This window comes from Streptomyces sp. enrichment culture (genome assembly GCF_964273145.1).
Lineage (GTDB): Bacteria > Actinomycetota > Actinomycetes > Streptomycetales > Streptomycetaceae > Streptomyces.
On record NZ_OZ186873.1, the window covers coordinates 1869101 to 1891342 of the forward strand.

Sequence of the window (22242 nt, forward strand, 5' to 3'; positions counted from 1 at the left end):
CCCATGAGGCCACCCGCCGCCGACGGCCGCCCCGGCCCGTCCGGTCGCGCCGGGCCGGTCCCGCCCGGCGCCTCCCGGCGGCCGGCGAACACCACCGGACGAGGCCGTGGTCGCGCCGGCGGGCGGGCCGTCCACCGCCTCGTGCGCGAGTCGACGGCGCGGCAGCGCGGCCCCACCGCCCGGGCCGCCCCTCCCCCGTGCCCACCCCACCCCCCAGGGCCTCTCGTTCGGATCATGCCGGGCTCGCGGGACCTGGTGCCTGATCCGACCTGATCCAAACGAAAGACCCTAGCCGTGACGCACATCACACCTCCTCCGTGTCACGGACGGGCGGGCAGCTCGCATCCGGTGGTCATCGACAGTGAATCGAGGAGGCGGAACGATGACCACACGGCACGAGGCCGGTCCGAGGGCCCCGCACCGCGTTCTGATCCTGGGAGCGGGCTACGCGGGCATGTCCGCGGCGATCCAGCTCGCGGCCCGGACCGAGCGGCGCGAGAGCGTACGGGTGACCCTGGTGAATCCGCAGGAGCGGTTCACCGAGCGCATGCGGCTGCACATGGCGGCGACCGGGCGGCGGCTCGCCGAGCTGAGCATCCCGGAGCTGCTGGAGGGTACGGGCGCGCGGTTCGTGCGCGGTTGGGTGACGGCGGTGGACGCGGACGCGAAGAGGGTGCGGATCGACGACGACCGGGTCCTGGAGTACGACACGCTGGTGTACGGGGTGGGCGGCGTGGCCGACACGCCGGCGGTGCCGGGCGCCGACGACCACGCGTACACTCTGGACAGCGCGGCGGACGCCGAGTTGCTGGCCGGCCGGCTGGCGCGGCTCGGCGGCGGCACGGTGGTGGTCGCCGGCAGCGGGCCGACCGGCGTCGAGTCGGCCGCGGAGATCGCCGAGCGGCACCCGGAGCTGGACGTCGTGCTGCTGGGCCGGGCCGAGCCCGGTGCGGCCATGAACCCGGGGGCCAGGGCGTACCTGCGGTCCGCGCTCGACCGGCTGGGCGTCCGGGTGCGCGCCGGCGTCGAGGTGGTGAAGGTACTGCCCGGCGCGGTCGAGCTGGCGGGCGGGGAGAGCATCGCGGCCGACGTGGTCCTGTGGGCCGGCGGTACGCGGGTGTCGCCGCTGGCGGCCTCCGCCGGGCTGGCCGTCGACGAACGCGGGCGCGTCGTCACGGACGCCGCGCTGCGGTCGGTCTCCCACCCCGAGGTGTACGCGGTCGGCGACGCGGCCGCCGTCCGCCAGGGGTACGGCGTCCTGCACGGCACCTGCCAGAGCGGCATGCCGACCGGGGTGCACGCCGCGCTGTCGATCGACCGGACGCTCAGGGGCAAGCGGCCCAAGCCGTTCCGCTTCGGCTACTACCACACGCCGGTGAGCCTGGGACGCGGGGACGCCGTGGTGCAGTTCACACGACCCGACGGCAGCCCGCGCCGCGTCTGCCTGACGGGCCGCGTCGCCGTCCGCTACAAGGAGACGGTGACCGCCTCGCCCTGGCCGACGTACGGCCGCATGAAGAAGATCCCCGCCTCGGGCGCGTTCTGGCCTCGCGGCGGCCGCTTCACCCGGCTCCGGGGGACCGGGTGACCGGCCCGTCCGCCCACCCCGGCCGGCAGGTCTTCCACGAACACCGGCGGCTGCTGTTCTCCGTGGCCTACCGCCTCCTCGGCAGCGCGGCCGACGCCGAGGACGCGGTCCAGGACGCCTGGATCAAGTGGTCCGCCGCGGACCGCTCACAGGTGGCCGACCCCAAGGCGTACCTGACACGGATCGTCTCGAACCTGGCGCTGGAACGGCTGCGCTCGACGCGCCGCAGGCGGGAGACCTACGTGGGGCCGTGGCTGCCGGAGCCCATTCTCACCGGCCCCGACGCCTCCGAGAGCGTCACGGACGCCGAGTCGGTGTCGATGGCCATGCTGGTGGTGCTGGAGACGCTCAGCCCGCTGGAGCGCGCGGTGTTCGTGCTGAAGGAGGTCTTCGACTTCAGCCACGCCGAGATCGCCGAGGCGGTGGAGCGTTCCGAGGCGGCGGTGCGCCAAGCCGCGCACCGGGCCCGCGAGCACGTGCGGGCCCGGCGGCCGCGCTTCACCGCGGACCGCTCACGGCAGCGCGAGGTCACCGAGCGGTTCCTCGCCGCCGTGGCCGGCGGTGACGTCAACGCCCTGATGGAACTGCTGTCCCCGGACGTCACCTTGTGGACCGACGGCGGCGGCAAGGTCCGCCAGGCCCTGCGCCCGGTGGTGGGCGCGGCCACCGTGGCCGCCTGGTTCGCGGCCATCGGCACCGTCACCTACCAGGGCGTCGACCCCGCCGACATGAGGGCCGGTCCCGCCGAGATCAACGGCGGACCGGGCCTGGTGTTCGGCGCACCGGGCCGCGTGATCGCCACCCTCACCTTCGACTTCGACGCCGAAGGCCGCATCACCGCCGTCCACAACGTGGCCAACCCGGACAAACTCCGGGCCGTCGCGGACGGCACCGCTCACGACGTCAGGACGCGGTGAACCGGGCGGGCGGCGCGGCGGCGGACCGGGACGGGCCGGCGCCGCCCGCGTCCGGCGGCGTGGCCCGCTCCTGCCCGGCCGCCCGCAGCAGGGCCGCCGTCTCGGTGTGGCCGCCCTTCGCGGCCCACTCCAGCGGGGTGTGCCCGGTGCCGTGGTCCTCCCGCAGGTCCGGATCGGCACCGCCCTCCAGGAGGGCGCGGACGGCGTCGGTGTGGCCCCAGCAGGCGGCCCCGCACAGCGGCGTGCCCTCCGAGCCGTGGCCGCTCTCGGTGTCGGGGGCGGCACCGGCCTCCAGCAGCAGGCGGACGATGTCGGCGGCGCCGTGGACCGAGGCCGCGTACAGGGGCGTCGTACCGTCGGCGTCGGGCCGGTCCGGGTCGGCTCCGGCGCGCAGCAGGGCGCGTACGCCGGCGGTCCCGCCGACCATCGCCGCCCCGACGAGCCGGGCCGCCAGTTTCTTCCGCCGCCGCCTGTTCACACCCGTCCGCCCCCGTGGTCCCGCTCCCGCACGACGTCGGTCACCTCCACGTCCTCCGCCTCCGGGGCCCCGAACGCCTCGACAGTCACGCCGCCGCGGGTGCCAGTGATCTCCAGCGCCAGTCGACCGCCCATGAAGCGCAGGTCGAGCCGGACCCGGGGAGCGCCCGCCCGGTCCGGCATCCGGTGGATCCACGACGCCAGGTAGTCCAGGCCCGTCAGCTTCTCACGGATCTGCCGATGACCGGTCGGCCCCGTGCCGCCGAACGCCTCGCCGATGCGCCGCGCGTGTGCCTCGCCCTCGCACTTCTCGGCGTCCGTCAGCGGCACTTCCCCGGCCGGCCCGGACCGGGTGGGGACCGGGGACGGCTCCGGTGGCGCGGGGGCGTCCGGGGGGACCGGTGTGTCGCCCTCCGCGTCCGGGACGCCCGGCGGGGTCCCGCCCGGCCCGTACCGCGGTGCGGCCCCGTCCTCCCAGCCCGGCAGGTCCTCGGGCTCGGGCACGGCACCGCTGCCGCCGTCACCGTCGGGGGCGTCCGGGCCGCAGTCCTCCATGACGCGGGACAACATCGTGAAGGCCCGCAGCTCCGGGTCGTCGGCGCCGGTTGCCGCACCGAGTGGATCCGTCGCCGGGGCGGCGCTCCGCGCGGGGGGCCGGCCGGCGGCCCGCTCGCTGCCGCAGCCGGACAGGGACAGGGACAGGACCAGGCAGCCGAACGCGGCCACCACGACGGGCTTCGGGAGGAATGTCGGTCGCATGCGCACAGCCTGACGAGCGCCGCCCGCCGCGCACATGAGTGCGCGTACTCACTCCCGGAGGCCAACGTGCCTGGTCCGCACGGTCTTTCGAGCGCACCTCGTGTGACTCGGGCCCCGCCCGCTGTGGACAATGGCCCCCGCACATGATCGACGCGGACGCACACCGCGGCAGGACGGGCAAGAGGAGGCGCTCCCTTGGCGCTCAGCAGACGTACCTTCGGCGGCCTCGCGGGCACCGCCGTCCTCGGCCTGGCGCTCGGCGGCAGTGTCGGCGGCAGCAGCGGGGCCCTGGCCGGGTCCGGCGCGTCCGGCGTGCCCACCGGCGCCCCGCCCGCCCCGCCGGCCGCGGACGGGCGGCGGCACGACGTCCGGTTCGACCGGCACTCGCTGCTGGTGGACGGCCGGCGCCTGGTGCTGTGGCCCGGCGAGATGCACTACTTCCGGCTGCCGAGCCCGTCGCTGTGGCGGGACGTGCTGGAGAAGATGCGCGCGTACGGCTTCAACGCGGTGAGCGTCCCCGTCCCGTGGAACGTCCACTCCCCCGCGCCCGGCCGGCACGACTTCACCGGCGTGCGCGACCTGGACCTGTTCCTGCGCACGGCCGCCGAGTGCCACCTGTACGTGATCCTGCGGCCCGGCCCGTACCTGGGCGCCGGCCTCGACGCGGGCGGACTGCCGGGCTGGTTGACGGCGGCCCGGGGCCGGGCGCGGACCACCGACCCGGCGTACCTGCGGCACGCCGACGCGTGGCTGGCGGGCGTCGACGCCGTCGCCGTCCGGCACCTGTACACCCGGGGCCGGGGCACGGTCCTGCTCTACCAGCTGGAGGACGTCCCGGACACCGCCGACGCCGCCGCGTACGCGGCGCACCTGCGGGCGAAGGTCCGCGCCGACGGCGTCGACGTCCCCCTGGTGAGCGGGTACGCCGAGGAGACGACGGCGCACGGTGCCGCCGGGGTGCGGCGGCTGGGGCTGGCCCGCCTCGCCGAAGGGGCCGCGCTGCCCGGCGCCCTGCTGGCGTTCGGCGGCACCTCGTGGGGCTGGCTGGCCGCGCCGGGCGCCCCCGCCGCGTACGACCGCGGGGCGGCCCTGGACGCGGGGCGCCAGCCGACGGACGAGCTCGCGGCCACGCACCAGATCGGCCACCTGCTGCGCCACGTACCGGACTTCGCCCGTCTGGAGCGGGCGGAGGAGGTGCGCGCGGCCGACGAGCGGCTGGCGGTCTCCCACTTGGCCAACCCCGACACCGGCACCCACGTGTACGTCGTGCGCAACGACTCCGGCGCCGACGTCTCCTGCCCGCTGCCGGGCACCGGGATCGACTCGCCCGTCACCGTCCCGGCCCGCGACGCGAAGCTGCTGGTCGCCGGGTTGCCGCTGGGCGGGGGGCGGAGGCTGGCGTACTCCACCGCGCAGCCGATGGTGTTCCTGTCCGCCGGGGAGCGGGACATCGCCGTGTTCACGGGCCGGCGCGGCGAGATGGCCCACGTCGTGCTGGACTGCCCGGCCACGCCCCGGCCCCGGCGGCTGGACGAGGAGGCGGCGTGGGCGTACGACGACCGCGGCCGGCTCCAGGTGACGGCGCCGCTCGGCGACGGCGGGCTGACCCGGGTGCGGATCGACGGCGGCGGCTCCACGCGGCCCCTGCTGCTGCTGTTCGCCGACGACGAGACCTCGCTGCGGCTGTGGCCGTGCCGGACCCCGTCGGGCCCGCTCCTCGTCCAGGGCCCGGCGCTGCTGCGGTCCGCCTCCGTGGACGGCGGCACGGTGCGGCTCACCGGCGACACGACCGAGGAGAACGGGCTGGAGGTGTGGGGGCCGCGCGGCGTCACGGACGTGACCTGGAACGGCGCCGCGCTGCCCGCCCGCGCCAGCCGCTCCGGCGGTCTGACCGCCCTGCGTCCGCTGCCCGGGGTGCCGCACGTGGTGCTGCCCGCGCTCGGCGGCTGGCGCCGCAGGACGGAGAACCCGGAGGCCCGCCCCGGCTTCGACGACGGGGACTGGACGGCGGCGGTGGAGAGGACCTCGCACAGCACGACGCCCGTGCCGAAGGCGCAGCCCGTCCTCTTCGCCGACGACTACGGCTTCCACTACGGCGACGTGTGGTACCGGGGCCGCCTGACCGGGGCGGCCGGCCTGACCTCCGTCTCCCTCGCCTACCGCACCGGCTCCGGCGGCCTGCTGATGGCCTGGCTGGACGGGGAACCGCTGGGGACCCACCGCATGCCGCCGCCGGAGGAGAACCCGGCGGGGAAGGACACCTGGGCGGCGACCGCCCGCTTCCGCCTGCCGGCCGGGCTGCGCGGACGGCTGCGGGACCGGCCGCACGCCACCCCCGTCCTGTCCGTCCTGGTCCGGCGGACCGCGCACGGCCAGGACGGCGGCGCCCGCGGCTCCCACAAGGCGGCCCGCGGCCTGACCGGCGCCTTCTTCCAGGGCGCGTCGCCTGAGGTGCGGTGGCGGCTGCGGGGCGCCGCCGCCCCCGACCCCGTGCGCGGGCCGCTCAACAACGGCGGCCTGTACGGCGAACGGCACGGCTGGCACCTGCCGGGCCACGACGACGGCGGGTGGGAGGAGACCGCCTTCCCGCGCGGCGACCGGCGGCAGGGGGTGACCTGGTACCGGACGACGTTCCGGCTGTCCGTGCCCCGGGACGTCGACGCCTCCGTCGGCCTGGTCCTCGACGACGACCCCGGTCGCGCCTACCGCGTCCAGATCTTCCTCAACGGCTGGAACATGGGCGAGTACGTCAACGACGCCGGGCCGCGGCACCCCGTCGCCCTGCCGGGCGGCATTCTGCGCACCCGGGGCGCCAACACCCTCGCGCTGGCCGTCCTCGCCGACGGGACCACGCCGTGCGGGCCGGGCGAGGTGCGGCTGACGCTGCTGGGCGCGGCGGCGGGCGGGGTGCCGGTGACGCCGGTGGAGTCCCCCGGCCGGTGAGGCCCGGCGCGCCGCGGTCCCGGTGATCTCGGGCCGGGCCGCACAGGGTCTCGCCGAGCGCCGCGCCCCTGGCGACGGCACCGGGCGGGACGACCGCACGACCGGGGCCGGGCCGGGGTGCGGCCCGCGCGGGCGGGCACGGCGGCCCGGCGTTCCCGCGAACAGCGGACCGGGGCCGCGGTGAGCGTGAGCGGGCGGCTGGGACGGGAAACGGGAAGCGGCCCCCGAGATGGATCGGGGGCCGCTCGTGCTGCAACGCGACGAATCACGTCTGCTCCGTGCCGGGAGAGCGGTCGGGGGCGACGGCTTTCCCGGCCGGTGATCAGCGGTAGTCGTCCTTCTTGAGGAAGAAGTTGGCCTTGGCCGTCTTGTCGGAGTCGTCCACGATGTGGATCTCCTTCTTCTCCTCCTCCTTCGTGTTCTTCGAGCAGTCGATGTTGTTGTTGTCCGCCGAGAGGATCAGGACGTTGACGACCTCGACGGCGTCGCAGCTCAGAACCTGCGTGTTGTTGTCGATCCCCGACGAGCCGTCGTCGGCGGCAGCGGCCGTTCCGGCGGCAGCACCGGCCAGGGCCAGCGCGCTGAAGGTGCAGGCGAGCGCCTTCTTGAGAGCCATGTGTGAGGTCTCCTCATTGACTGGGGTGTGTTTCGAATGCCGAGGGCAGGATCTCGTTTCCGAGCATCATGCATTCGACAGTTACGCCGCGGCCAATCGGACACAACCAGACGTCGGCTGCGCTTACGGCGCGACTATCAATGCAACGAATCCATACCCCGCGGGTGTTGCTCCGACGGAGTGAAACTCCCGTCAAGGGTCTCGCGCCCGGCCGACGCCGACCCCGCTCGGTGGTGCTTACGGGGGATTTTCTCCGCCCTCGCGACGGCCCCATGCGAATGGCTCCGGGCGCCCGCCGGACGGCAGCCGGGCTGTTTATCGCGACGATCGGTCGAAAAAACGACAGGCGGCGACGAACGCCTCGCGGCCGGAGCGCGGGATCCGGCCGCCGACCAATCCGTCCATTATTGTGCGACCGAGGCGACCCGCACCTCGGCGGAATACTTATCGTACCTGCCGACATGTAAGCAGGTAATGTTCCGCCGGGCGCTTCGCACGCTTTCCGCGAAAGCTCCGCTCCGGCGACCGGTGCGGCAAACCTCGCAGTCGTGCCCACAACCCCGACCCAGACAGGAACGCATGTGATTTCCAGCGCCCGCCTTGCCGTCCTCGCACTGTGCGCGGTGCCCCTGATGGCCCTGCACACCGGATCGGCCCACGCGTACGCAGGAGCAGAGCAGCACGCGAACAACACCCAGCTCTTGTCCTGCTCGATCCTCAAAGTGCGCGATCGGCCGAACCTGTCGGCCGTGCAGAAGACTCTCGACTGTTCGCAGAGTCACAATAAGAAGGAAGCCACGACCGCCACCAGCGGATAGCGACTTCATTCCTTTGGAGCAACACCGGACGTTCTCGGGATTCGTTGGATGGGTAGTCGCGCCGACAATCGCGGCAGAGAACGACTCGGTAGCTGCAAGCGTGACATCCGCGAGTGCGGGCGTTGAATGCGCCTGCAGTCACCTTCGAACACACCCCAGTCACAAGAGGAGACATCCACATGGCTCTCAAGAAGGCGATGGCCTCCACCCTCACCGCTCTGGCCCTGGCCGGCAGCGCCGCCGGCACGGCTGTCGCCGCTGACGACGACAACGCCAAGTTCCAGAACAACACGCAGGTTCTGAGCTGCGACATCATCGAGGTCGTCAACATCCCGATCATTTCGGCGGACAACAACAACCTGGACTGCTCGAAGAACGTGAAGGAGCAGAAGGAGACCAAGGTTCACGTCGTGGACGACTCCGACGAGCACGCCGAGGCCAACGTTTTCGCGAAGAACGTCCAGCACGAGTACCGCTGATCTTCCTACCGGTAAGGCCCTCTTCGCCGACAGGTGCCGAGGGCCGTCCGGCACTCGCTGATCGCGGCGAGTGGGAATCGTGTTCCGAGCGGCCCCGGCATCCCGCCGGGGCCGCTTCCCTTGTGCCGGCGGCCGGACGCCGCCTGCGGGGCGGCCCGGGCCGTGGCCCGGCGGACGGAGCGGGACCGGGCGGGCAGGGCCCGCCCGGTCCCGCTCCTCTCGTCCCCGCCACCGGCGGCGTGCCCCGGTGGCGGGGGCGCCGTTACGCCAGCCGGATGACGTTCCAGGACAACGGCTCCAGGACGGTGGTGAGCCGGCCGCCTCGGACCTCGGTGCCCTCCACCGGGTGCGGCACGACCCGCTCGGGCTCCGCCAGCGTGTTGCGGGCGTCGGGGTCGGCGTCCGCGAGGGCGCTGTGCTCCACCACCCGGGTCAGGTCCAGTCCGTTGAGGGCCACCTCCAGCGGCAGCGCCTCGGTGCGGCTGCGGTTGACGGCGAAGACGGTGACCGTGCCGTCCTCGGCGCGGACGGCGGTGGCGTGCAGCAGGTCCGCCTCGCCGTACTTCTTCGTCTCGTACGTCGGCGAGTCCACCCGGACGTCGAGGACCTCCCCGCGGCCGTACTTCGACGCCTGGGCGAAGGGGAAGAACGTCGTCTGCCGCCAGGCCGGGCCGCCGGGCTCGGTCATGATCGGGGCGATGACGTTCACGAGCTGCGCCAGGCAGGCCACCGTCACCCGGTCCGCGTGGCGGAGCAGGGCGATGAGGAGGGAGCCGAAGACGACGGCGTCGGTGACGCTGTAGTTGTCCTCCAGCAGGCGCGGCGCCTCCGGCCAGTCCAGGGCGCTGACCTCGGCGTCGGTCCTCGACAGGTACCAGACGTTCCACTCGTCGAAGGAGAGGTTGATCTTCTTCTTGGACTTCAGGCGGGCACCGATGTGGTCGCAGGTGGCGACGACGTTCTCGATGAAGGACTCCATGTCCACGGCCGAGGCGAGGAAGGAGTCGACGTCGCCGTCGAGCGGCTCGTAGTAGGCGTGCAGGGAGATGTAGTCGACGAGGTCGTACGTCTCCTTCAGGACCGTCGCCTCCCACTCGGCGAAGGTCTCCATGGACTGGCCGGAGGAGCCGCAGGCGACGAGTTCCAGGCCCGGGTCGATCTGGCGCATGGCGCGGGCGGTCTCGGCGGCGAGGCGGCCGTACTCCTCGGCGGTCTTGTGGCCGGTCTGCCAGGGGCCGTCCATCTCGTTGCCCAGGCACCACAGGCGGATGCCGAAGGGGTCCTTGTCGCCGTGCTCGATCCGCAGGTCCGACAGGGCGGTGCCGGAGGGGTGGTTGGCGTACTCCTGGAGTTCCAGGGCCTCGGCGACGCCGCGGGTGCCCAGGTTGACCGCCATCATCGGCTCCGCCTGGGGGCCGATCTTCTTCAGGAAGGCGATGTACTCGGACAGGCCGAAGCGGTTGGTCTCGGTGGAGCGCCAGGCCAGGTCCAGGCGGCGGGGGCGCTCCTCGACCGGGCCGACGGAGTCCTCCCACTTGTAGCCGGAGACGAAGTTGCCGCCGGGGTAGCGGATGGCGGTGACGCCGAGCTCGCGGACGAGTTCCAGGACGTCGGTGCGGATGCCGTCGGCGTCGGCGGCCGGGTGGCCGGGCTCGTAGATGCCGGTGTAGACGCAGCGGCCGAGGTGTTCGACGAAGGAGCCGAAGAGGCGGGGGTTGACCTCGGCGACGGTGAAGGCGGGGTCGAGGGTGAAGCGGGCGGTGCGCATGGGGACCTTTCGGGTGGGGATCAGCGGACGGAGGGCCAGCCGTCACGGCCCCAGCTCAGGCGGTTGAGACCGAGCTTGGGCGTGCCGTCGTCCTCGGCGTCGTAGTAGTGGTAGGCGAGCCAGTCCTGGCCCTGGGTGCGGAAGACCGACTGGCCGCCGGTGCCGATGTAGCGGCCGTGGCCCGCCAGGAGCAGGTCGCCGCCGCCCTCCAGGAGGGGCTTGCCGGTGCTGTCGGTGTACGGGCCGGTCACCGACGTCGAGCGGCCGACCCTGATCTTGTACGTGGAGTTCACGCCGGAGCAGCAGGCGTCGTAGGACGCGAACAGGTAGTAGTACCGGCCGTGTTTGACGACGGCCGGGCCCTCGACGGCGTAGGGGGCGTCCGGGCGGGTGGCCAGGTGGTGGACGGGGGCGCCGGGGCGCGCCTTGCCCGTGGCCGGGTCCAGTTCGACCATGCGGATGCCCGACCAGTACGAGCCGAAGGCCATCCACAGCCGGCCGTCCGCCCGGATCAGGGCGGGGTCGATGGCGTTCCAGCGGTCGGTGGTCTCGGAGGTGAGGACCTTGCCGTGGTCGGTCCAGGTGCCGGGCAGGCCCGAGGGGGAGGTGGCGACACCGATCGCGGAGTGGTTGGTGCCCCAGGAGGAGACGGCGTAGTAGAGCCAGTAGCGGCCGTCGCGGTAGGACAGGTCGGGGGCCCAGGGATCGCCGGTGTCGTTGTACTCGTACCACCAGCTCGGCGGCTCGGCGAAGGCGTTGCCCGCGTCCTTCCAGTGGACGCGGTCGTCCGAGGTGCGGGCGCCGATGACCCCGCCGGTGGAGTAGGCGACGTAGCCGCCGGACTTCAGGCGCATGACCGTGGGGTCGTGGATGATCTGCTGGCCGGTGATCGGCTGGGGGTCGGGGTGGACGGTGTCGGCCCGGGCGGTGGCCGGGGACAGGAAGAGGAGGGCCGCGGCGAGGACGGCGGCCGCTCTGGTGCGCTTCACGGTGCGTGCCTTTCCGGTGGGGTCACTGGCCGGCGAGGCCGGTGTGCGCGACACCCGCCACGATCTGGCGCTGGAAGAAGACGAAGACGACGATCAGCGGCAGGCCCGCCATGAGACCGCCGGCCATGAGCTGGGCCCACTGGATGCCGTAGGAGTTCATGACGGTCGCGATGCCGTTCGGCATGGTCATCAGGTCGGGGTTGTTGGTCACCATGTACGGCCACAGGAAGTTGTTCCAGGAGCTGATGAAGGTGAAGATGCCGACCGCGGCCAGGGAGGGGCGGGACAGCGGCAGGATGATGGTGAAGAAGACCCGCCAGCGTCCGGCGCCGTCGATGGACGCGGCCTCCTCCAGCTCGCGCGGGATGCCCTGGAAGAACTTGTAGAGGATGTACACCATCGCGGCGGGCGCGCACTGCGGCAGGATCATGCCCCAGTAGGTGTCGACCATCCCCATCTGCTGGACGGTGGTGAACAGGGGGACGCCGAGCACGGCCGGGGAGACCATGAGTCCCGCCATCACCAGGCCCATCAGGGCGCCCTTGCCGCGGAACTCGGTGCGGGCGAAGCCGTATCCGGCCAGCGCGCTGACCAGCATCACGACACTGGTGACGCAGACGGAGACGACGAGGGAGTTCACGAACCAGTTGACGATGTTGCCGTTCTCGAACATGGCCGACCACGCCTGGCCGGTCCACTCCCTCGGCAGCCAGTGCGGCGGCACCTCGACCGCCTCGGTCTCCGACTTCAGGGAGGTGAACAGCGCCCAGGCCAGCGGCGACAGGAACACCGCGGAGACGGCCACGCCGAGGAGGGTGAGCACGATCTGGCCGGGTGTCCAGGGCCGGCGGGGCTTGGTCCGCATCGGTGCCGCGGCGGTGGTCATCGGCCGCCCTCCTCACGGTTGCGCAGCAGCCACGTCCGCCCGAGGGCGACGGCCGCGATGAGCACGAAGAAGATGATGGAGATCGCGGAGGCGTAGCCCACGCGGTAGCTGGTGAAGCCCTCTTCGAGGGTGTACTGCACGAAGGTGCGGGTCGATCCCTCCGGCCCCGGCCCGAAGTCCATCATCACCACGGCCTGGTCGAAGACCTGGAGGGAGGCGAGGATCTGCAGGGCGATGACGAGGCCGGTGATGTTGCGCAGCATCGGCAGGGTGATGTGGACCATGCGGTGCCAGGCGTTCGCGCCGTCCAGCTTGGCGGCCTCGTACAGGTGGGCGGGGATGCCCTGGAGAGCGGCGAGGTAGAGCAGGAAGCTGAAGCCGACCGTCCACCACAGGGTGGTGATGACGACCGCGAGCATCGCGTACGACTTGTCGGTCAGCCACGGGGTGTCGAGGCCGAAGACGTGGTTGACCATGCCCGTGCCGGGGTTGAACAGCCACTGCCACAGGTTGCCCGCGACGGTGGACGGCAGCAGGAACGGCATGAAGAAGCACAGCCGCCACAGCCACTTGCCGCGTTCGATGTGGTGGGCGAGCATCGCCAGCAGGAAGGCCATGACGGTGATGCACGGCACGACCAGGAGCGTGAAGTACGCGCTGTGGCCGAGCGCGTCCCACATCAGCGGGTCCCGCAGCGCCTCGCGGTAGTTGTCGAGGCCGACGAAGCTCGCGCCCTCGCCGGAGATGTTGGCGTCGGTGAGGCTGAGGTAGACGCCGCGCAGCAGCGGCCAGATCACGAAGAGCGCGAACAGCGCGAGGAACGGGGCGACGAACCAGCCGCCGTGCTGGAACCCCTGCCTGCGGCGGACGGTGGCGCCGCGTACGGCGGTCGTCGCGCGCGCCGGGGTGATGACGGTCTGGGCGCTGGTGGTCATGCGGCCGCACCTCCCTGTGCGGCGGTCCGGCCGTCCATGGGATTCTTCGAGGCGAGCAGTTCGGTGAGCGCGCCCTTCATCCGGCGGGCGGCGGCCTCGGGCCGGGCCGAGCCCGTCGTCGAGGAGACGACGATCGGGCCGACGCGCTGGGCGAGGATGCCGGTGGAGCCGGCGAACCACACCTTGGGCTCGGTGGCCTGGTGGTCCATCGCCGTCACATACTCGTTCTGCGGGCTGAGCCTCCGGTACGCGTCCGTGGACAGGGTCGGCGTGTGGGCGGGGATGTGCCCGCCGGCCGACCACTGCCGGGCGTGCGTGACGACGTAGGCGGCGAGCCGGTGGGCGGCGTCGTTGGCGGCTCCGCCGCGCTCCGCCTGGTGCGGCAGGACGAAGGCGTGCGACTCGGCGTGGGTGGCCCGCCTGCCGAAGACGGGCGGCAGCGGGGTGGCGCCGTAGTCCACCCCGGCGGACTCGAAGACCGGCACCGACCAGTTGCCCTCCCAGACGAAGGGGGAGCCGTTGACGAACTGTTCGGCGCCCGCGCCGCCGCCGAAGCCGGGGTCGGCGTAGCCGTCGGTGATGTGCCGGCGCAGGAACTCCAGGACCCGGGTGGCCTTGTCGGTGTCGAAGGTGACCTCGGTGTGGGCGTCGTCGAACCAGGCGCCGCCGAGCTGGGTGTAGAAGGTGACGAAGAACCACCACTGGAAGTTCTGGTCGTTGTGCCAGAAGCCGAGGGTCTGCAGGCCCTTCCTCGTGGCCTTCCTGGCCTCCTTCAGCATCTCGAACCACTCGTCGGGCGACGTCACGGGCACCATCCGCCCGTCGGCGCCGAGCAGGCCCGCCTTCCTCAGCACGTCCCTGCGGTAGAAGCAGAGCTGGACGTGGATGTCGAGCGGCAGGGCGTAGAGCTTGCCGTCGACGACGGCGCGCTTCCACAGCTCGGGGTTGAAGTCCGACTCGTGCACGCCGTATCGGGCGAGCAGGCCGGTGTCCCAGGGGTCCAGGAGGCGGCCCGGCGAGAAGCCGGTGACGCGGCCCAGGTGCATGACGCCGAGGTCCGGCGCGCGGTTGCCCGCCGCCGCCATGGCGAGCTTGGTGTAGAAGGGGCTGCCCCACTGGAGGGTGGAGTCCTTCACGGCGATGTCCGGGTTGGCCCGGCGGAAGGCGTCCAGCATCGCGATCATGTTGGCGCCGTCGCCGCCGCTGAAGAGGTTCCAGTAGCGCACCCGGGTGCGCGCGTCGGTGGCCAGCGCGTCGGCGCCCGTGCCCAGGGCCGCGAAGCCGAAACTGCCCGCGACCGCCAGGCCGCCCGCCGCGGCCAGAAGTTGCCTGCGATTGAGGCCAGGTCGTCCCATGCCCTGCCCATCTGTCGGAAAACGGTTGCTCGATGCGCTGGGGCCCTGCGGGCGCCGCGCGCGGCCGCAGAATCCACGGCGTTCGATATGTCGAATGACGCTCGTAACTTCGAACGGGACCGTAAGGTCGAAGGACCAGCACGTCAATGGGTTGCGCAGGACTTCCGCACACTTGTGGTCGTTCTTCGTTGAACAACAATCACCGGATCGCCTGACGCGGGCGGGGCCGGGCGCGTACGCTCGGACCGGCCGTCGACCGGCGGTGAGGAGGGGAACCCGATGGACAGGGCGGGCGCGCGCGGCGGGGCGTCCCGGGCCGTCGCGGCGCTCCGGCGCGCGCGCACCGGCTCGGCCATGCGCGCGCTGGTCGGCGACCTCGCCGCCGCGGTCCACGCCAGGCCCCGGCCCCCGGGCGACGTACGGGCGTTGTGCCGGGTGGTGTGCGAGGAGATGGCCGCACGGCGCGGCGGACGGCCGGTGGAACTGCGCTTCGAGCGGTTCCCCGACGAGATCGACGTGACCGGGCTGTGGGTGGAGTTCCACGACTTCGACCTGGTCATCGTCGAGGAGCGTGCCGAGGCCGTGCAGCAACTGGTGATCCTCGGACACGAGTTGTGGCACCTGCACGCCGGTCACGGACACCACCACGTCGCCGGCCCGGACACGGCCCGCGCCCCGGACCGCGCACCCGGCTGGAAGGGCGGCGCGCTGCCCGCCGGGCTGGCGGCCGCGCTCGGGCGGGGCGGCACCCCCGTCGCGGCCCGCAACGGCTCCCGCGAGGCCGACGAGGCCGAGGCCGACGCCTTCGGCCACCGGCTCGCCGCCGCGTTCCGGTCGCTGGTGACCGGCGGCCCGGACGGTCCCCGCGGCGGTCCCCCCGCCGGTCCGGTCCAGCGGACACTGGGCTACCGCGGAGGCCAGCAGCGGTGACCCCGGCACGTCTCGCCCTGGACCCCGCCCGGGTCCTCGGCGGCTTCTCCGTCTCCTTCTGGCTGCCCATCGCGGCCCTGGCCCTGGCCCTGGCCGTGAAGCTGCCCAGCCTGGTCCGGATGTGGCGGGACCCGCTGCTGCGCGCCGTCGGCGGTCTGCTGCTGTTCGCCTGCGCCGTGTTCGTCTTCGCGTTCCCGCCGGTCATCGGCTGGGTCAACCGCGTCACCGGCGTCCCCAACATCGCCGCGCCCTGGGTGTATTCGCTGCTCACCGCGTTGTGCGCGTCCTGGCTGCTGCTGATCGTCGCCTGGCGCAACGGCCTGGACGACCGCTCGGCCTCCACGCGCCGCGCCGCCCGGTGGATCGTCCTCGTCTACACGGGCGTGGTGGCCGCCCTGTGGGTGCTGTTCGCGCTCGCGGACGTGCCCGTGGAACGGCGCCGGGACCTGGACACGTACTACGCCACCACGCCGTTCATGCGCGAGGAGATCCTGCTCTACCTGCTCGCGCACACCGTGGCCTGCTCCGTCACGGCCCGGCTGATCTGGAACTGGGTGCGCACCGACGGCCTGGACGCCTGGCTGCGCTGGGGCCTGAGGCTGCTGGGCGTCGGCTACGCGACCAACCTGCTCTTCGACGCGGCCAAGCTCACCGCGGTAGGCGCCCGGATGACCGGTCACGACCTGGACTGGCTGAGCACCGACCTGGCGCCCTCGGCCGCCTGCCTGTCGGCCACCCTGGTCGCGGTCGGCTTCATCCTCCCGCACTCCGGGCAGTACCTGCACGAGCGGTGGCGGATCCGGCGCGGCCACCGGCGCCTGCGGCCCCTGTACCTGCTGATGCGGACCGTGAACGGCGGCGGGCTGCCCCTCGCCCCGCGCGCCGGCGCGGAGGTGCGCCTGATCCGCCGGGAGACGTTCGTCCGCGACGGGCTGCTCCAGCTCTCCCGGCACCTCGACGAGGAGCTGCGGCGGCGGTCGTACGAGGCGGCCCGCGCACTGGGGCACGAGCCCGGCCGGGCCCGCGCCCTGGCCGCCGCCGTGATGATCCTGGACGCCGTCGCCACCAGGGAGCGCGCCCCGGACGACGACGGCGCCGCGACCGGCCCCGACACCACGTACCTGCTGCAGGAGATCCAGGCCGTCTCCCGGGCCCTGCGGCGCCGTGACGACATCGAGGCGGTCCGCGCCCGCGCCACCGCCCCCGCAGGAGAAGACGCCCACCCATGAGTGAACGCCCCGCGCCCTCCGGAACCGCCGTCGTGCTGGGGGGCTCCCACACCGGCATGCTCGCGGCGCGCGCCCTCGCGGCGCACGCCCGTCGCGTCGTCGTCGTGGAGCGCGACGCGCTGCCCGCCCGCCCCGCGCCCCGCAAGGGGCTGCCGCAGGCGCGCCACGCCCACATGCTCTGGTCGGGCGGGGTGCGGGCCGTGGAGGACCTGCTGCCCGGGATCGGCGCGGCGCTGGAGCGGGCCGGGGCGCGGCGGGCGCCGGTCACCACGGACATGGTCGTCCTGGGGCCGCGGGGCTGGTTCCGGCGCTGGCCCGAGTCGCACCACGTGGTCCTGGCCGGGCGGGACCTGCTGGACGCCACGATCCGCGCGCAGGTCCTCGCCGGCGGCCGGGTCGAGGTCGCCGAGCGGACCGAGGCGGTGGGCCTGGCCGGTACGGCCGCCGCGGTCACCGGCGTACGGATACGGCCGCACGACGGGCCCGAGCGGACCCTTGCCGCCGATCTGGTCGTCGACGCCACCGGGCGCGGCTCCGGGGCGGCGCGGTGGCTGGCGGCCCTCGGGCTGCCGGCTGCCCGGCGGCGCGAGGTCGACTCGGGACTGGCGTACGCCAGCCGGCTCTACCTCGCCCCCGAGGCGGTCCGGGGCGGCTTCCCGGTCGTCAACGTCCAGCCCGATCCGCGGGGCGGCGGGCCGGGCCGGGCGGGTTTCCTGCTGCCCATCGAGGACGGGCGCTGGATCGTCACCCTGTCCGGCACCCGCGGCGGGCAGCCCTCCCCCGCCGACGGCGACTTCGTCCGCTTCGCCCGCGAGGAGCTGCGCCACCCGGTGATCGGCCGGCTCCTGGAGAACGCCGAGCCGCTGTCGGGCGTGACGTTCACCCGCGCCACCGGCAACCGCCGCCACTTCTACGAGCGGATGCCCGCCTGGCCGGAGAACTTCGCCGTCCTCGGCGACGCCCTCGCCGCGTTCAACCCGCTCTACGGGCACGGTCTGTCGGCCGCCGCGCAGAGCGCCGTCGTCCTGCGGGACGTGATCGGCCGCCACGGGTGGGCGGCGCCGGGGCTGGCGCGGCGGATCCAGCGGGCGGTGGCGCGCACGGTCGGCGCCGCCTGGGACCTGGCCGTCGGGCAGGACGTGTTCTACCCCGGCGCGGCGGAGCGCGGCCCCACGCTGCGGGACCGGCTCCTGTCGGCGTACGTCGGCCGGCTCATGTACACGGCCACCGGCAACGGCCGGATCGCCCGGCGGGTGACCGACGTGACGTCGCTGGAGCGGAGCGCGGCGGCGCTGCTGGCCCCGTCGGTCCTGCTGGCGGCGGCGGCCGGCCCGCTCAGGCCGGTGCCGAGCGGGCCGCCGCTGACGGTGCGCGAACGCAAGGCGGCGGGACTGCCGTAGGGCGGCGGCGCTGGCCGGTGGCCCGGCGCCTCAGCCGGGGAACGCCGGCTGCGGCAGCCCCCTGCCCGCGCCCGGCACCACGAACACCGCGCCGGCCAGCGGATGCGGCGCCGTCAGGCCCGTACGGGCCGTGGTGACGTACAGGTCGGTCAGGTCCGCGCCGCCGAAGGCGCACGCCGTCACGCGGGGCACCGGCAGCCCGATCACCCGGTCCAGCCTGCCGTCCGGGGTGTAGCGGCGCACCGCCGCGCCTTCCCACAGGGCCACCCACACGCAGCCGTCGGCGTCGACGGTGAGACCGTCGGGGAAGCCGGCGCCGTCCTCGATCCGGGCGAACGGGCGCCGCCCGGCGGCCCGCCCCGTCCCGGGGTCGACGTCGAAGACGTCGATCCGCCCGGTCGGCGTGTCGATGTAGTACATCAGCCGCCCGTCGGGGCTCCAGCCGGTGCCGTTGCTCACCGTCACGTCGTCCAGGACGGTCTCGGCACTCCCGTCGGCGGCGAGGCGGGTGAGGGTGCCGCCGCCCGCCGCCTCGTCGTAGCGCATGGTGCCGGCCCACAGGGAGCCGTCGGGGGCGACGGCGGCATCGTTGCCGCGGCGGCCGGGGACCGGGTCGTGGCGCAGCCAGCGGAAGGCGCCGTCCGGGTCCACCAGGCCCACCCCGTCCCGCAGGTTGAGGACCAGCCCGCCGCCCGCGCGCGGCTTGGCGGCGCCCACGTGCTGCCCGGTGGCGCGGACCGTGCGGCGGCCGGTCGCCGGGTCGTAGGTGTGCACGCGGGAGTTGAGGATGTCGACCCAGATCAGCCGGTTCTCCGCCCCGTCCCAGGTCGGGCCCTCGCCCAGGGCCGCCTCGGCCCGTACCGCCACCTCGTACATCGCGCTCCTCGTGCCGTGGTGCGTCATGCCGCGCTCCGGTGTCCGAGCCGCTCCGACAGGTCCGCGGCGCCCTTGAGCGCGAGTTCCTCCAGCTCGGCGCGGCGCTCCTCGCTCCAGCGGATCATCGGCACGGAGATGGACAGGGCGGCGACGACCCGGCCGGTGCGGTCGCGCACCGGGGCGGCCACGCAGGAGACGTCCGGGTTGGACTCGCGGATCTCCCGCGCCAGGCCGCGCTCGCGGATCTCCGCCAGGGCCCGGCGCAGGGCGACCGGGTCGGTGATGCTGTTGGGGGTCATCGCGGCCAGCTCGGCGCCGTCCGGGATGCGGGCGGCGAGCTCCTGCTCGGGGAGGGAGGCCAGCAGCATCTTGCCGACGGAGGTGCAGTGCGCGGGCAGCCGCCGCCCGGCCGCCGACACCATCCGCACGGCGTGCGTGGAGTCCACCTTGGCGATGTAGATGACGTCGGTGTCCTCCAGGATCGCCACGTGCACGGTCTCGTCGCAGGTCTCGGCGACGGTCCGGGCGACCTGCTGGCCCTCGGCGGCGAGGTCGAGGTGCTCGGCGTAGCGGGCGCCGAGCTGGTAGGGCCGCACGCCGAGCCGGTAGCGGCCGGGCTGTCCGGGCACCGGGGTGATGTACTTCCGGGCGGCGAGCGTGGTGACCAGCTCGTGCACGGTGGTGCGCGGCAGCTGCAGCCTGCGCACGATGTCGGGGGCGGAGAGCGTGCCGTCCCCGTCGAGGAAGAGCTCCAGGATGTCGAGAGCCCGGGTCACGGCTGGTACGAGGCGTCCCACGGCCGGCCCCCTCCCTATGTGTCTCAGGCGCCTGGGTGGAGACATCCCGCTGTTCGAGATATCAACAGGCGATCGGCATGACGAACACAGGCTAGACATACAGGGGTGACGCGAGCAATGGCCGGGAGGGGCGACCATGGGTTCCCGCCTCCCGGAGAACGCCTCGCCGCCCCGTTCGCCCCGCCCGGCTTCCGGCCGGCGCCGTCGCGGCGCGCGGCCGGCTTCGACGCGGATCCGGCCGCGGGGCGCGGCGGGAGCCGGGCGTCCCGGGGACGCGCGGGCGTCGGTCAGCGGGCGGCCGCGGCCAGGATCGCCTCGGTCACGGCCGGCACCGAGCCGGGGTGGAGGAAGAGGAAGAGGTTCGGCTCGACCAGTTCCAGCTCCATCACGCGCGGCCGGCCGTCGTCGCCGTCCACGAGGTCGACGCGGGCGTACAGCAGGCCGGTGTTCTCGGGGACGGCCGCCAGGGCCCGCCGGGCGACGGCCAGTTCGGCGTCCGTGGGCTGCCAGGGCTCCAGACCCGGGTGGGCCGCCTTCCGCTCGTCGTACGGTGTCCCGGGCGCGAGGACGGCACCCTTGCGGCTGGCGTGCAGCAGCCGGCCGCCGAAGAACTGCAGCGCCCGCTCCCCGGCGGTGTCGATGCCCCGCATGTACGGCTGGACCATCGCCGTGAAGCCCTCGGCGTGCATGCGCTCCACCTGCCGTACGGCGGTGGCGTGCCGATCGGGCGTGTAGCGGGCCGCGAAGCGGGCCCCGGCGCCGGAGGTGGGCTTGACGACGTATTCGTGGTCGCCGGGGAGGGCGACGGCCTCGCCGGGGGCGAGGTAGCGGGTGGGGACGACGGGGACGCCGGCCGCCGCCAGGTCGCCCAGGTAGCGCTTGTCGGTGTTCCAGCGCACCACGTCCGCCGGGTTCGCCAGCCGCGTCGCCTTGCCGCACGCCTCGGCCCAGGCGGTGAACTCGGCCGAGCGCCAGCTGTAGTCCCAGGTGGAGCGGATCACGGCGAGGTCGAAGGAGGCCCAGTCGGCACCGGCGTCGTCCCACTCCACCGCCGACGCGTCCGCCCCGGCCTGCCGGAGCGACCGCACCAGCACCGGCAGGTCGCGGTCGACGCCGACCTCGGGCTGGGGACGGCAGGTGACGAGTGCGATGCGGGGCACGGCGGCTCCATCCTCGTACGGTTGCTCGGCGGTTCGGCTGTTCGGCTGTTCGGCTGTTCGGCTGTTCGGCTGTTCGGCTGTTCGGCTGTTCGGCTGTTCGGCTGTTCGGCTGTTCGGCTGTTCGGCTGTTCGGCAGGCTAACAACCGGCCGGGGGGCGGGAACAGGCCGCGCGGGAGGGGCCGGGCAAGCGAGTCCGATGTGCCGGCCGGTCGTCGTGGGCGATCGGCGACCGGCACATCGGCCCGACCCGGCCGGGTCCTGCCGTCGGACTCCCGTCGCCGCCCGGAGGGCGGAGGGGAGTCCGACGACCGGGTCCAGGGTCTTTCGTTCGGATCAGGTCGGATCAGGGAGCGGGGCATGATCCGAACGAGAGGCCCTAGCGGCCCAGGGCGTCGACCGCCACGGTGGCGGCCTTGGCGAGCAGGGCGTCGCGGCGGTCGGCGCCCCGCTCGCCGCGGGTGGACATGACCGCCATGACGATGGGGTTGCCGCCGTCGTCCGGCCACATCACGGCGATGTTGTTGCGCCCCCCGTATCCGGCGGTGCCGCTCTTGTCCGCCACGTCCCAGTCGCCGGGAACGCCCGCTCTGATGAGCGTCCGGCCGGTCGCATTCGTCGTCATCCACTTCCTGAGGAGCTCGCGTTCGTCCCGCTTCAGGGCGTCGCCGAGCAGGAACGCCCGCAGGCTCCCGGCCATGGCACGCGGTGTGCTCGTGTCGCGGACGTCGCCCGGTGTGCCCTCGCTCATCTCCGGCTCGTACCGGTCCATCTCGGTGACGTCGTCGCCGAACTCCTCCAGCACCCTCTCCAGACCGTCGGGGCCGCCGAGTTCGTCGAGGAGCAGATTGACCGCCGTGTTGTCGCTGTACCAGAGGGTGGCGGCGCACAGCCCCCGCAGACTCATGCCGGTCCCGACGAAGTTCTCGGACACGGGCGAGTTCGCGATCACGTCGTCCCGCGAGTACGTGACCACCTTGTCGATGCCGTCCGTCCCGTACTTCCGCAGGACGGCGCCCGCCGCCAGCGCCTTGAACGTGGAGGCGTACGCGAACCGGTCGTCCGCCCGGTAGCCGACCGACCGGCCCGTGCCGGTGTCCAGGGCGTAGACACCGAGCCGCGCGTCGAACTCCCGCTCCAGTGCCCGGAATTCGGGAGCGGTGGGCTTCGTGACCGCAGCCGGCGACGCCGACCGCTTCGGGGCGGCCGGCGAGCCGGGCCCGGACTCGGTCTGCGGGCCGCACGCCGGAAGCGCGGCGAGCGCGAGCAGGCCGGCCGCCGCCCAGGCGGCGCCACGGCGGACGCGGAGCGGGTACGTCATG

20 protein-coding genes are annotated in these 22242 nt (G+C 73.7%); 8 read left to right on the top strand and 12 right to left on the bottom strand.

Annotated features, from left to right (window positions below; genetic code table 11):
- Positions 1 to 382: 382 nt before the first annotated feature.
- Both ACSU6Z_RS08525 and ACSU6Z_RS08530 read left to right on the top strand, forming a co-directional pair.
- Complete coding sequence (locus ACSU6Z_RS08525) at positions 383 to 1588, top strand: NAD(P)/FAD-dependent oxidoreductase (protein ID WP_437044341.1); 1206 nt, start codon at positions 383 to 385, stop codon at positions 1586 to 1588.
- On the top strand, positions 1585 to 2505 hold the full coding sequence (locus ACSU6Z_RS08530; protein WP_437044342.1) for an RNA polymerase sigma-70 factor: 921 nt from the start codon (positions 1585 to 1587) through the stop codon (positions 2503 to 2505). The genes ACSU6Z_RS08525 and ACSU6Z_RS08530 overlap by 4 nt, the downstream gene beginning before the upstream one ends.
- Here the strand turns inward: ACSU6Z_RS08530 and ACSU6Z_RS08535 are convergent.
- Both ACSU6Z_RS08535 and ACSU6Z_RS08540 read right to left on the bottom strand, forming a co-directional pair.
- On the bottom strand, positions 2492 to 2983 hold the full coding sequence (locus ACSU6Z_RS08535; RefSeq protein WP_437044343.1) for an ankyrin repeat domain-containing protein: 492 nt from the start codon (positions 2981 to 2983) through the stop codon (positions 2492 to 2494). The genes ACSU6Z_RS08530 and ACSU6Z_RS08535 overlap by 14 nt on opposite strands.
- Positions 2980 to 3741, bottom strand: coding sequence for a hypothetical protein (locus ACSU6Z_RS08540; RefSeq protein WP_437044344.1), 762 nt, complete (start codon positions 3739 to 3741; stop codon positions 2980 to 2982). Before ACSU6Z_RS08540 ends, ACSU6Z_RS08535 begins: the two co-directional genes overlap by 4 nt.
- A gap of 195 nt (positions 3742 to 3936) precedes the next feature.
- Between ACSU6Z_RS08540 and ACSU6Z_RS08545 the strand changes: the two genes are divergently transcribed.
- A complete protein-coding gene (locus ACSU6Z_RS08545; protein ID WP_437044345.1) occupies positions 3937 to 6684 on the top strand; it encodes a glycoside hydrolase family 35 protein in 2748 nt (915 codons plus the stop codon).
- A gap of 322 nt (positions 6685 to 7006) precedes the next feature.
- On the opposite strand, the gene ACSU6Z_RS08550 is transcribed toward ACSU6Z_RS08545, so the two are convergent.
- The gene (locus ACSU6Z_RS08550; RefSeq protein ID WP_437044346.1) at positions 7007 to 7300 is read right to left on the bottom strand and encodes a hypothetical protein; all 294 of its coding nucleotides are present in this window, start codon (positions 7298 to 7300) and stop codon (positions 7007 to 7009) included.
- A 581-nt stretch (positions 7301 to 7881) separates the two neighbouring features.
- Here ACSU6Z_RS08550 and ACSU6Z_RS08555 point away from each other — a divergent pair.
- Both ACSU6Z_RS08555 and ACSU6Z_RS08560 read left to right on the top strand, forming a co-directional pair.
- Complete coding sequence (locus ACSU6Z_RS08555) at positions 7882 to 8118, top strand: hypothetical protein (RefSeq protein WP_437044347.1); 237 nt, start codon at positions 7882 to 7884, stop codon at positions 8116 to 8118.
- 179 nt (positions 8119 to 8297) lie between these two features.
- Positions 8298 to 8597 carry a hypothetical protein gene (locus tag ACSU6Z_RS08560; RefSeq protein ID WP_437044348.1) on the top strand — a complete coding sequence of 100 codons (300 nt, stop codon included), beginning with the start codon at positions 8298 to 8300 and terminating at the stop codon, positions 8595 to 8597.
- 262 nt (positions 8598 to 8859) lie between these two features.
- Here the strand turns inward: ACSU6Z_RS08560 and ACSU6Z_RS08565 are convergent, their stop codons facing one another.
- The 5 genes from ACSU6Z_RS08565 to ACSU6Z_RS08585 are packed head-to-tail and all read right to left on the bottom strand — an operon-like array spanning position 8860 to position 14530.
- Positions 8860 to 10365, bottom strand: a complete 1506-nt coding sequence (locus ACSU6Z_RS08565) for an alpha-N-arabinofuranosidase (protein ID WP_437044349.1) — start codon at positions 10363 to 10365, stop codon at positions 8860 to 8862.
- A gap of 20 nt (positions 10366 to 10385) precedes the next feature.
- Positions 10386 to 11354, bottom strand: a complete 969-nt coding sequence (locus ACSU6Z_RS08570; RefSeq protein ID WP_437044350.1) for an arabinan endo-1,5-alpha-L-arabinosidase — start codon at positions 11352 to 11354, stop codon at positions 10386 to 10388.
- Positions 11355 to 11376: 22 nt separating this feature from the next.
- Positions 11377 to 12240: a carbohydrate ABC transporter permease gene (locus ACSU6Z_RS08575; protein ID WP_437044351.1), complete on the bottom strand. Its 864-nt coding sequence runs from the start codon at positions 12238 to 12240 to the stop codon at positions 11377 to 11379.
- A complete protein-coding gene (locus tag ACSU6Z_RS08580) occupies positions 12237 to 13175 on the bottom strand; it encodes a carbohydrate ABC transporter permease (protein WP_437044353.1) in 939 nt (312 codons plus the stop codon). Before ACSU6Z_RS08580 ends, ACSU6Z_RS08575 begins: the two co-directional genes overlap by 4 nt.
- Positions 13172 to 14530 (bottom strand): extracellular solute-binding protein, encoded by a 1359-nt coding sequence (locus tag ACSU6Z_RS08585; protein ID WP_437044354.1) that lies wholly within the window; start codon positions 14528 to 14530, stop codon positions 13172 to 13174. Before ACSU6Z_RS08585 ends, ACSU6Z_RS08580 begins: the two co-directional genes overlap by 4 nt.
- 279 nt (positions 14531 to 14809) lie before the next feature.
- Here ACSU6Z_RS08585 and ACSU6Z_RS08590 point away from each other — a divergent pair, with 279 nt between their 5' ends.
- Genes ACSU6Z_RS08590 through ACSU6Z_RS08600 form a run of 3 tightly spaced genes read left to right on the top strand, consistent with a single transcriptional unit; the run spans position 14810 to position 18089 of the window.
- Entirely contained in the window at positions 14810 to 15460 is a 651-nt protein-coding gene (locus ACSU6Z_RS08590) for a toxin-antitoxin system, toxin component family protein (RefSeq protein ID WP_437044355.1), read from the top strand.
- Entirely contained in the window at positions 15457 to 16689 is a 1233-nt protein-coding gene (locus ACSU6Z_RS08595) for an MAB_1171c family putative transporter (RefSeq protein ID WP_437044356.1), read from the top strand. The genes ACSU6Z_RS08590 and ACSU6Z_RS08595 overlap by 4 nt, the downstream gene beginning before the upstream one ends.
- Positions 16686 to 18089, top strand: coding sequence for an NAD(P)/FAD-dependent oxidoreductase (locus ACSU6Z_RS08600; protein WP_437044357.1), 1404 nt, complete (start codon positions 16686 to 16688; stop codon positions 18087 to 18089). Before ACSU6Z_RS08595 ends, ACSU6Z_RS08600 begins: the two co-directional genes overlap by 4 nt.
- Before the next feature lie 30 nt (positions 18090 to 18119).
- Here the strand turns inward: ACSU6Z_RS08600 and ACSU6Z_RS08605 are convergent, their stop codons facing one another.
- The 4 genes from ACSU6Z_RS08605 to bla form a co-directional block, all read right to left on the bottom strand.
- Positions 18120 to 18992 (bottom strand): SMP-30/gluconolactonase/LRE family protein, encoded by an 873-nt coding sequence (locus ACSU6Z_RS08605; RefSeq protein ID WP_437044358.1) that lies wholly within the window; start codon positions 18990 to 18992, stop codon positions 18120 to 18122.
- Positions 18989 to 19762: an IclR family transcriptional regulator gene (locus ACSU6Z_RS08610; protein ID WP_437044359.1), complete on the bottom strand. Its 774-nt coding sequence runs from the start codon at positions 19760 to 19762 to the stop codon at positions 18989 to 18991. Before ACSU6Z_RS08610 ends, ACSU6Z_RS08605 begins: the two co-directional genes overlap by 4 nt.
- Before the next feature lie 287 nt (positions 19763 to 20049).
- Positions 20050 to 20922, bottom strand: a complete 873-nt coding sequence (locus tag ACSU6Z_RS08615; RefSeq protein WP_437044360.1) for an ATP-grasp domain-containing protein — start codon at positions 20920 to 20922, stop codon at positions 20050 to 20052.
- Between the two features lie 377 nt (positions 20923 to 21299).
- Complete coding sequence (gene bla / locus ACSU6Z_RS08620) at positions 21300 to 22241, bottom strand: class A beta-lactamase (RefSeq protein WP_437044361.1); 942 nt, start codon at positions 22239 to 22241, stop codon at positions 21300 to 21302.
- Position 22242 lies beyond the last annotated feature (1 nt).

Coding starts and splice junctions, on each gene's coding strand:
- ACSU6Z_RS08525 (WP_437044341.1), top strand. CDS start 383: ATGACCACACGGCACGAGGCCGGTCCGAGGGCCCCGCACCGCGTTCTG.
- ACSU6Z_RS08540 (WP_437044344.1), bottom strand. CDS start 3,741: ATGCGACCGACATTCCTCCCGAAGCCCGTCGTGGTGGCCGCGTTCGGC.
- ACSU6Z_RS08550 (WP_437044346.1), bottom strand. CDS start 7,300: ATGGCTCTCAAGAAGGCGCTCGCCTGCACCTTCAGCGCGCTGGCCCTG.
- ACSU6Z_RS08560 (WP_437044348.1), top strand. CDS start 8,298: ATGGCTCTCAAGAAGGCGATGGCCTCCACCCTCACCGCTCTGGCCCTG.
- ACSU6Z_RS08565 (WP_437044349.1), bottom strand. CDS start 10,365: ATGCGCACCGCCCGCTTCACCCTCGACCCCGCCTTCACCGTCGCCGAG.
- ACSU6Z_RS08575 (WP_437044351.1), bottom strand. CDS start 12,240: ATGACCACCGCCGCGGCACCGATGCGGACCAAGCCCCGCCGGCCCTGG.
- ACSU6Z_RS08580 (WP_437044353.1), bottom strand. CDS start 13,175: ATGACCACCAGCGCCCAGACCGTCATCACCCCGGCGCGCGCGACGACC.
- ACSU6Z_RS08585 (WP_437044354.1), bottom strand. CDS start 14,530: ATGGGACGACCTGGCCTCAATCGCAGGCAACTTCTGGCCGCGGCGGGC.
- ACSU6Z_RS08590 (WP_437044355.1), top strand. CDS start 14,810: ATGGACAGGGCGGGCGCGCGCGGCGGGGCGTCCCGGGCCGTCGCGGCG.
- ACSU6Z_RS08600 (WP_437044357.1), top strand. CDS start 16,686: ATGAGTGAACGCCCCGCGCCCTCCGGAACCGCCGTCGTGCTGGGGGGC.
- ACSU6Z_RS08605 (WP_437044358.1), bottom strand. CDS start 18,992: ATGACGCACCACGGCACGAGGAGCGCGATGTACGAGGTGGCGGTACGG.
- bla (WP_437044361.1), bottom strand. CDS start 22,241: ATGACGTACCCGCTCCGCGTCCGCCGTGGCGCCGCCTGGGCGGCGGCC.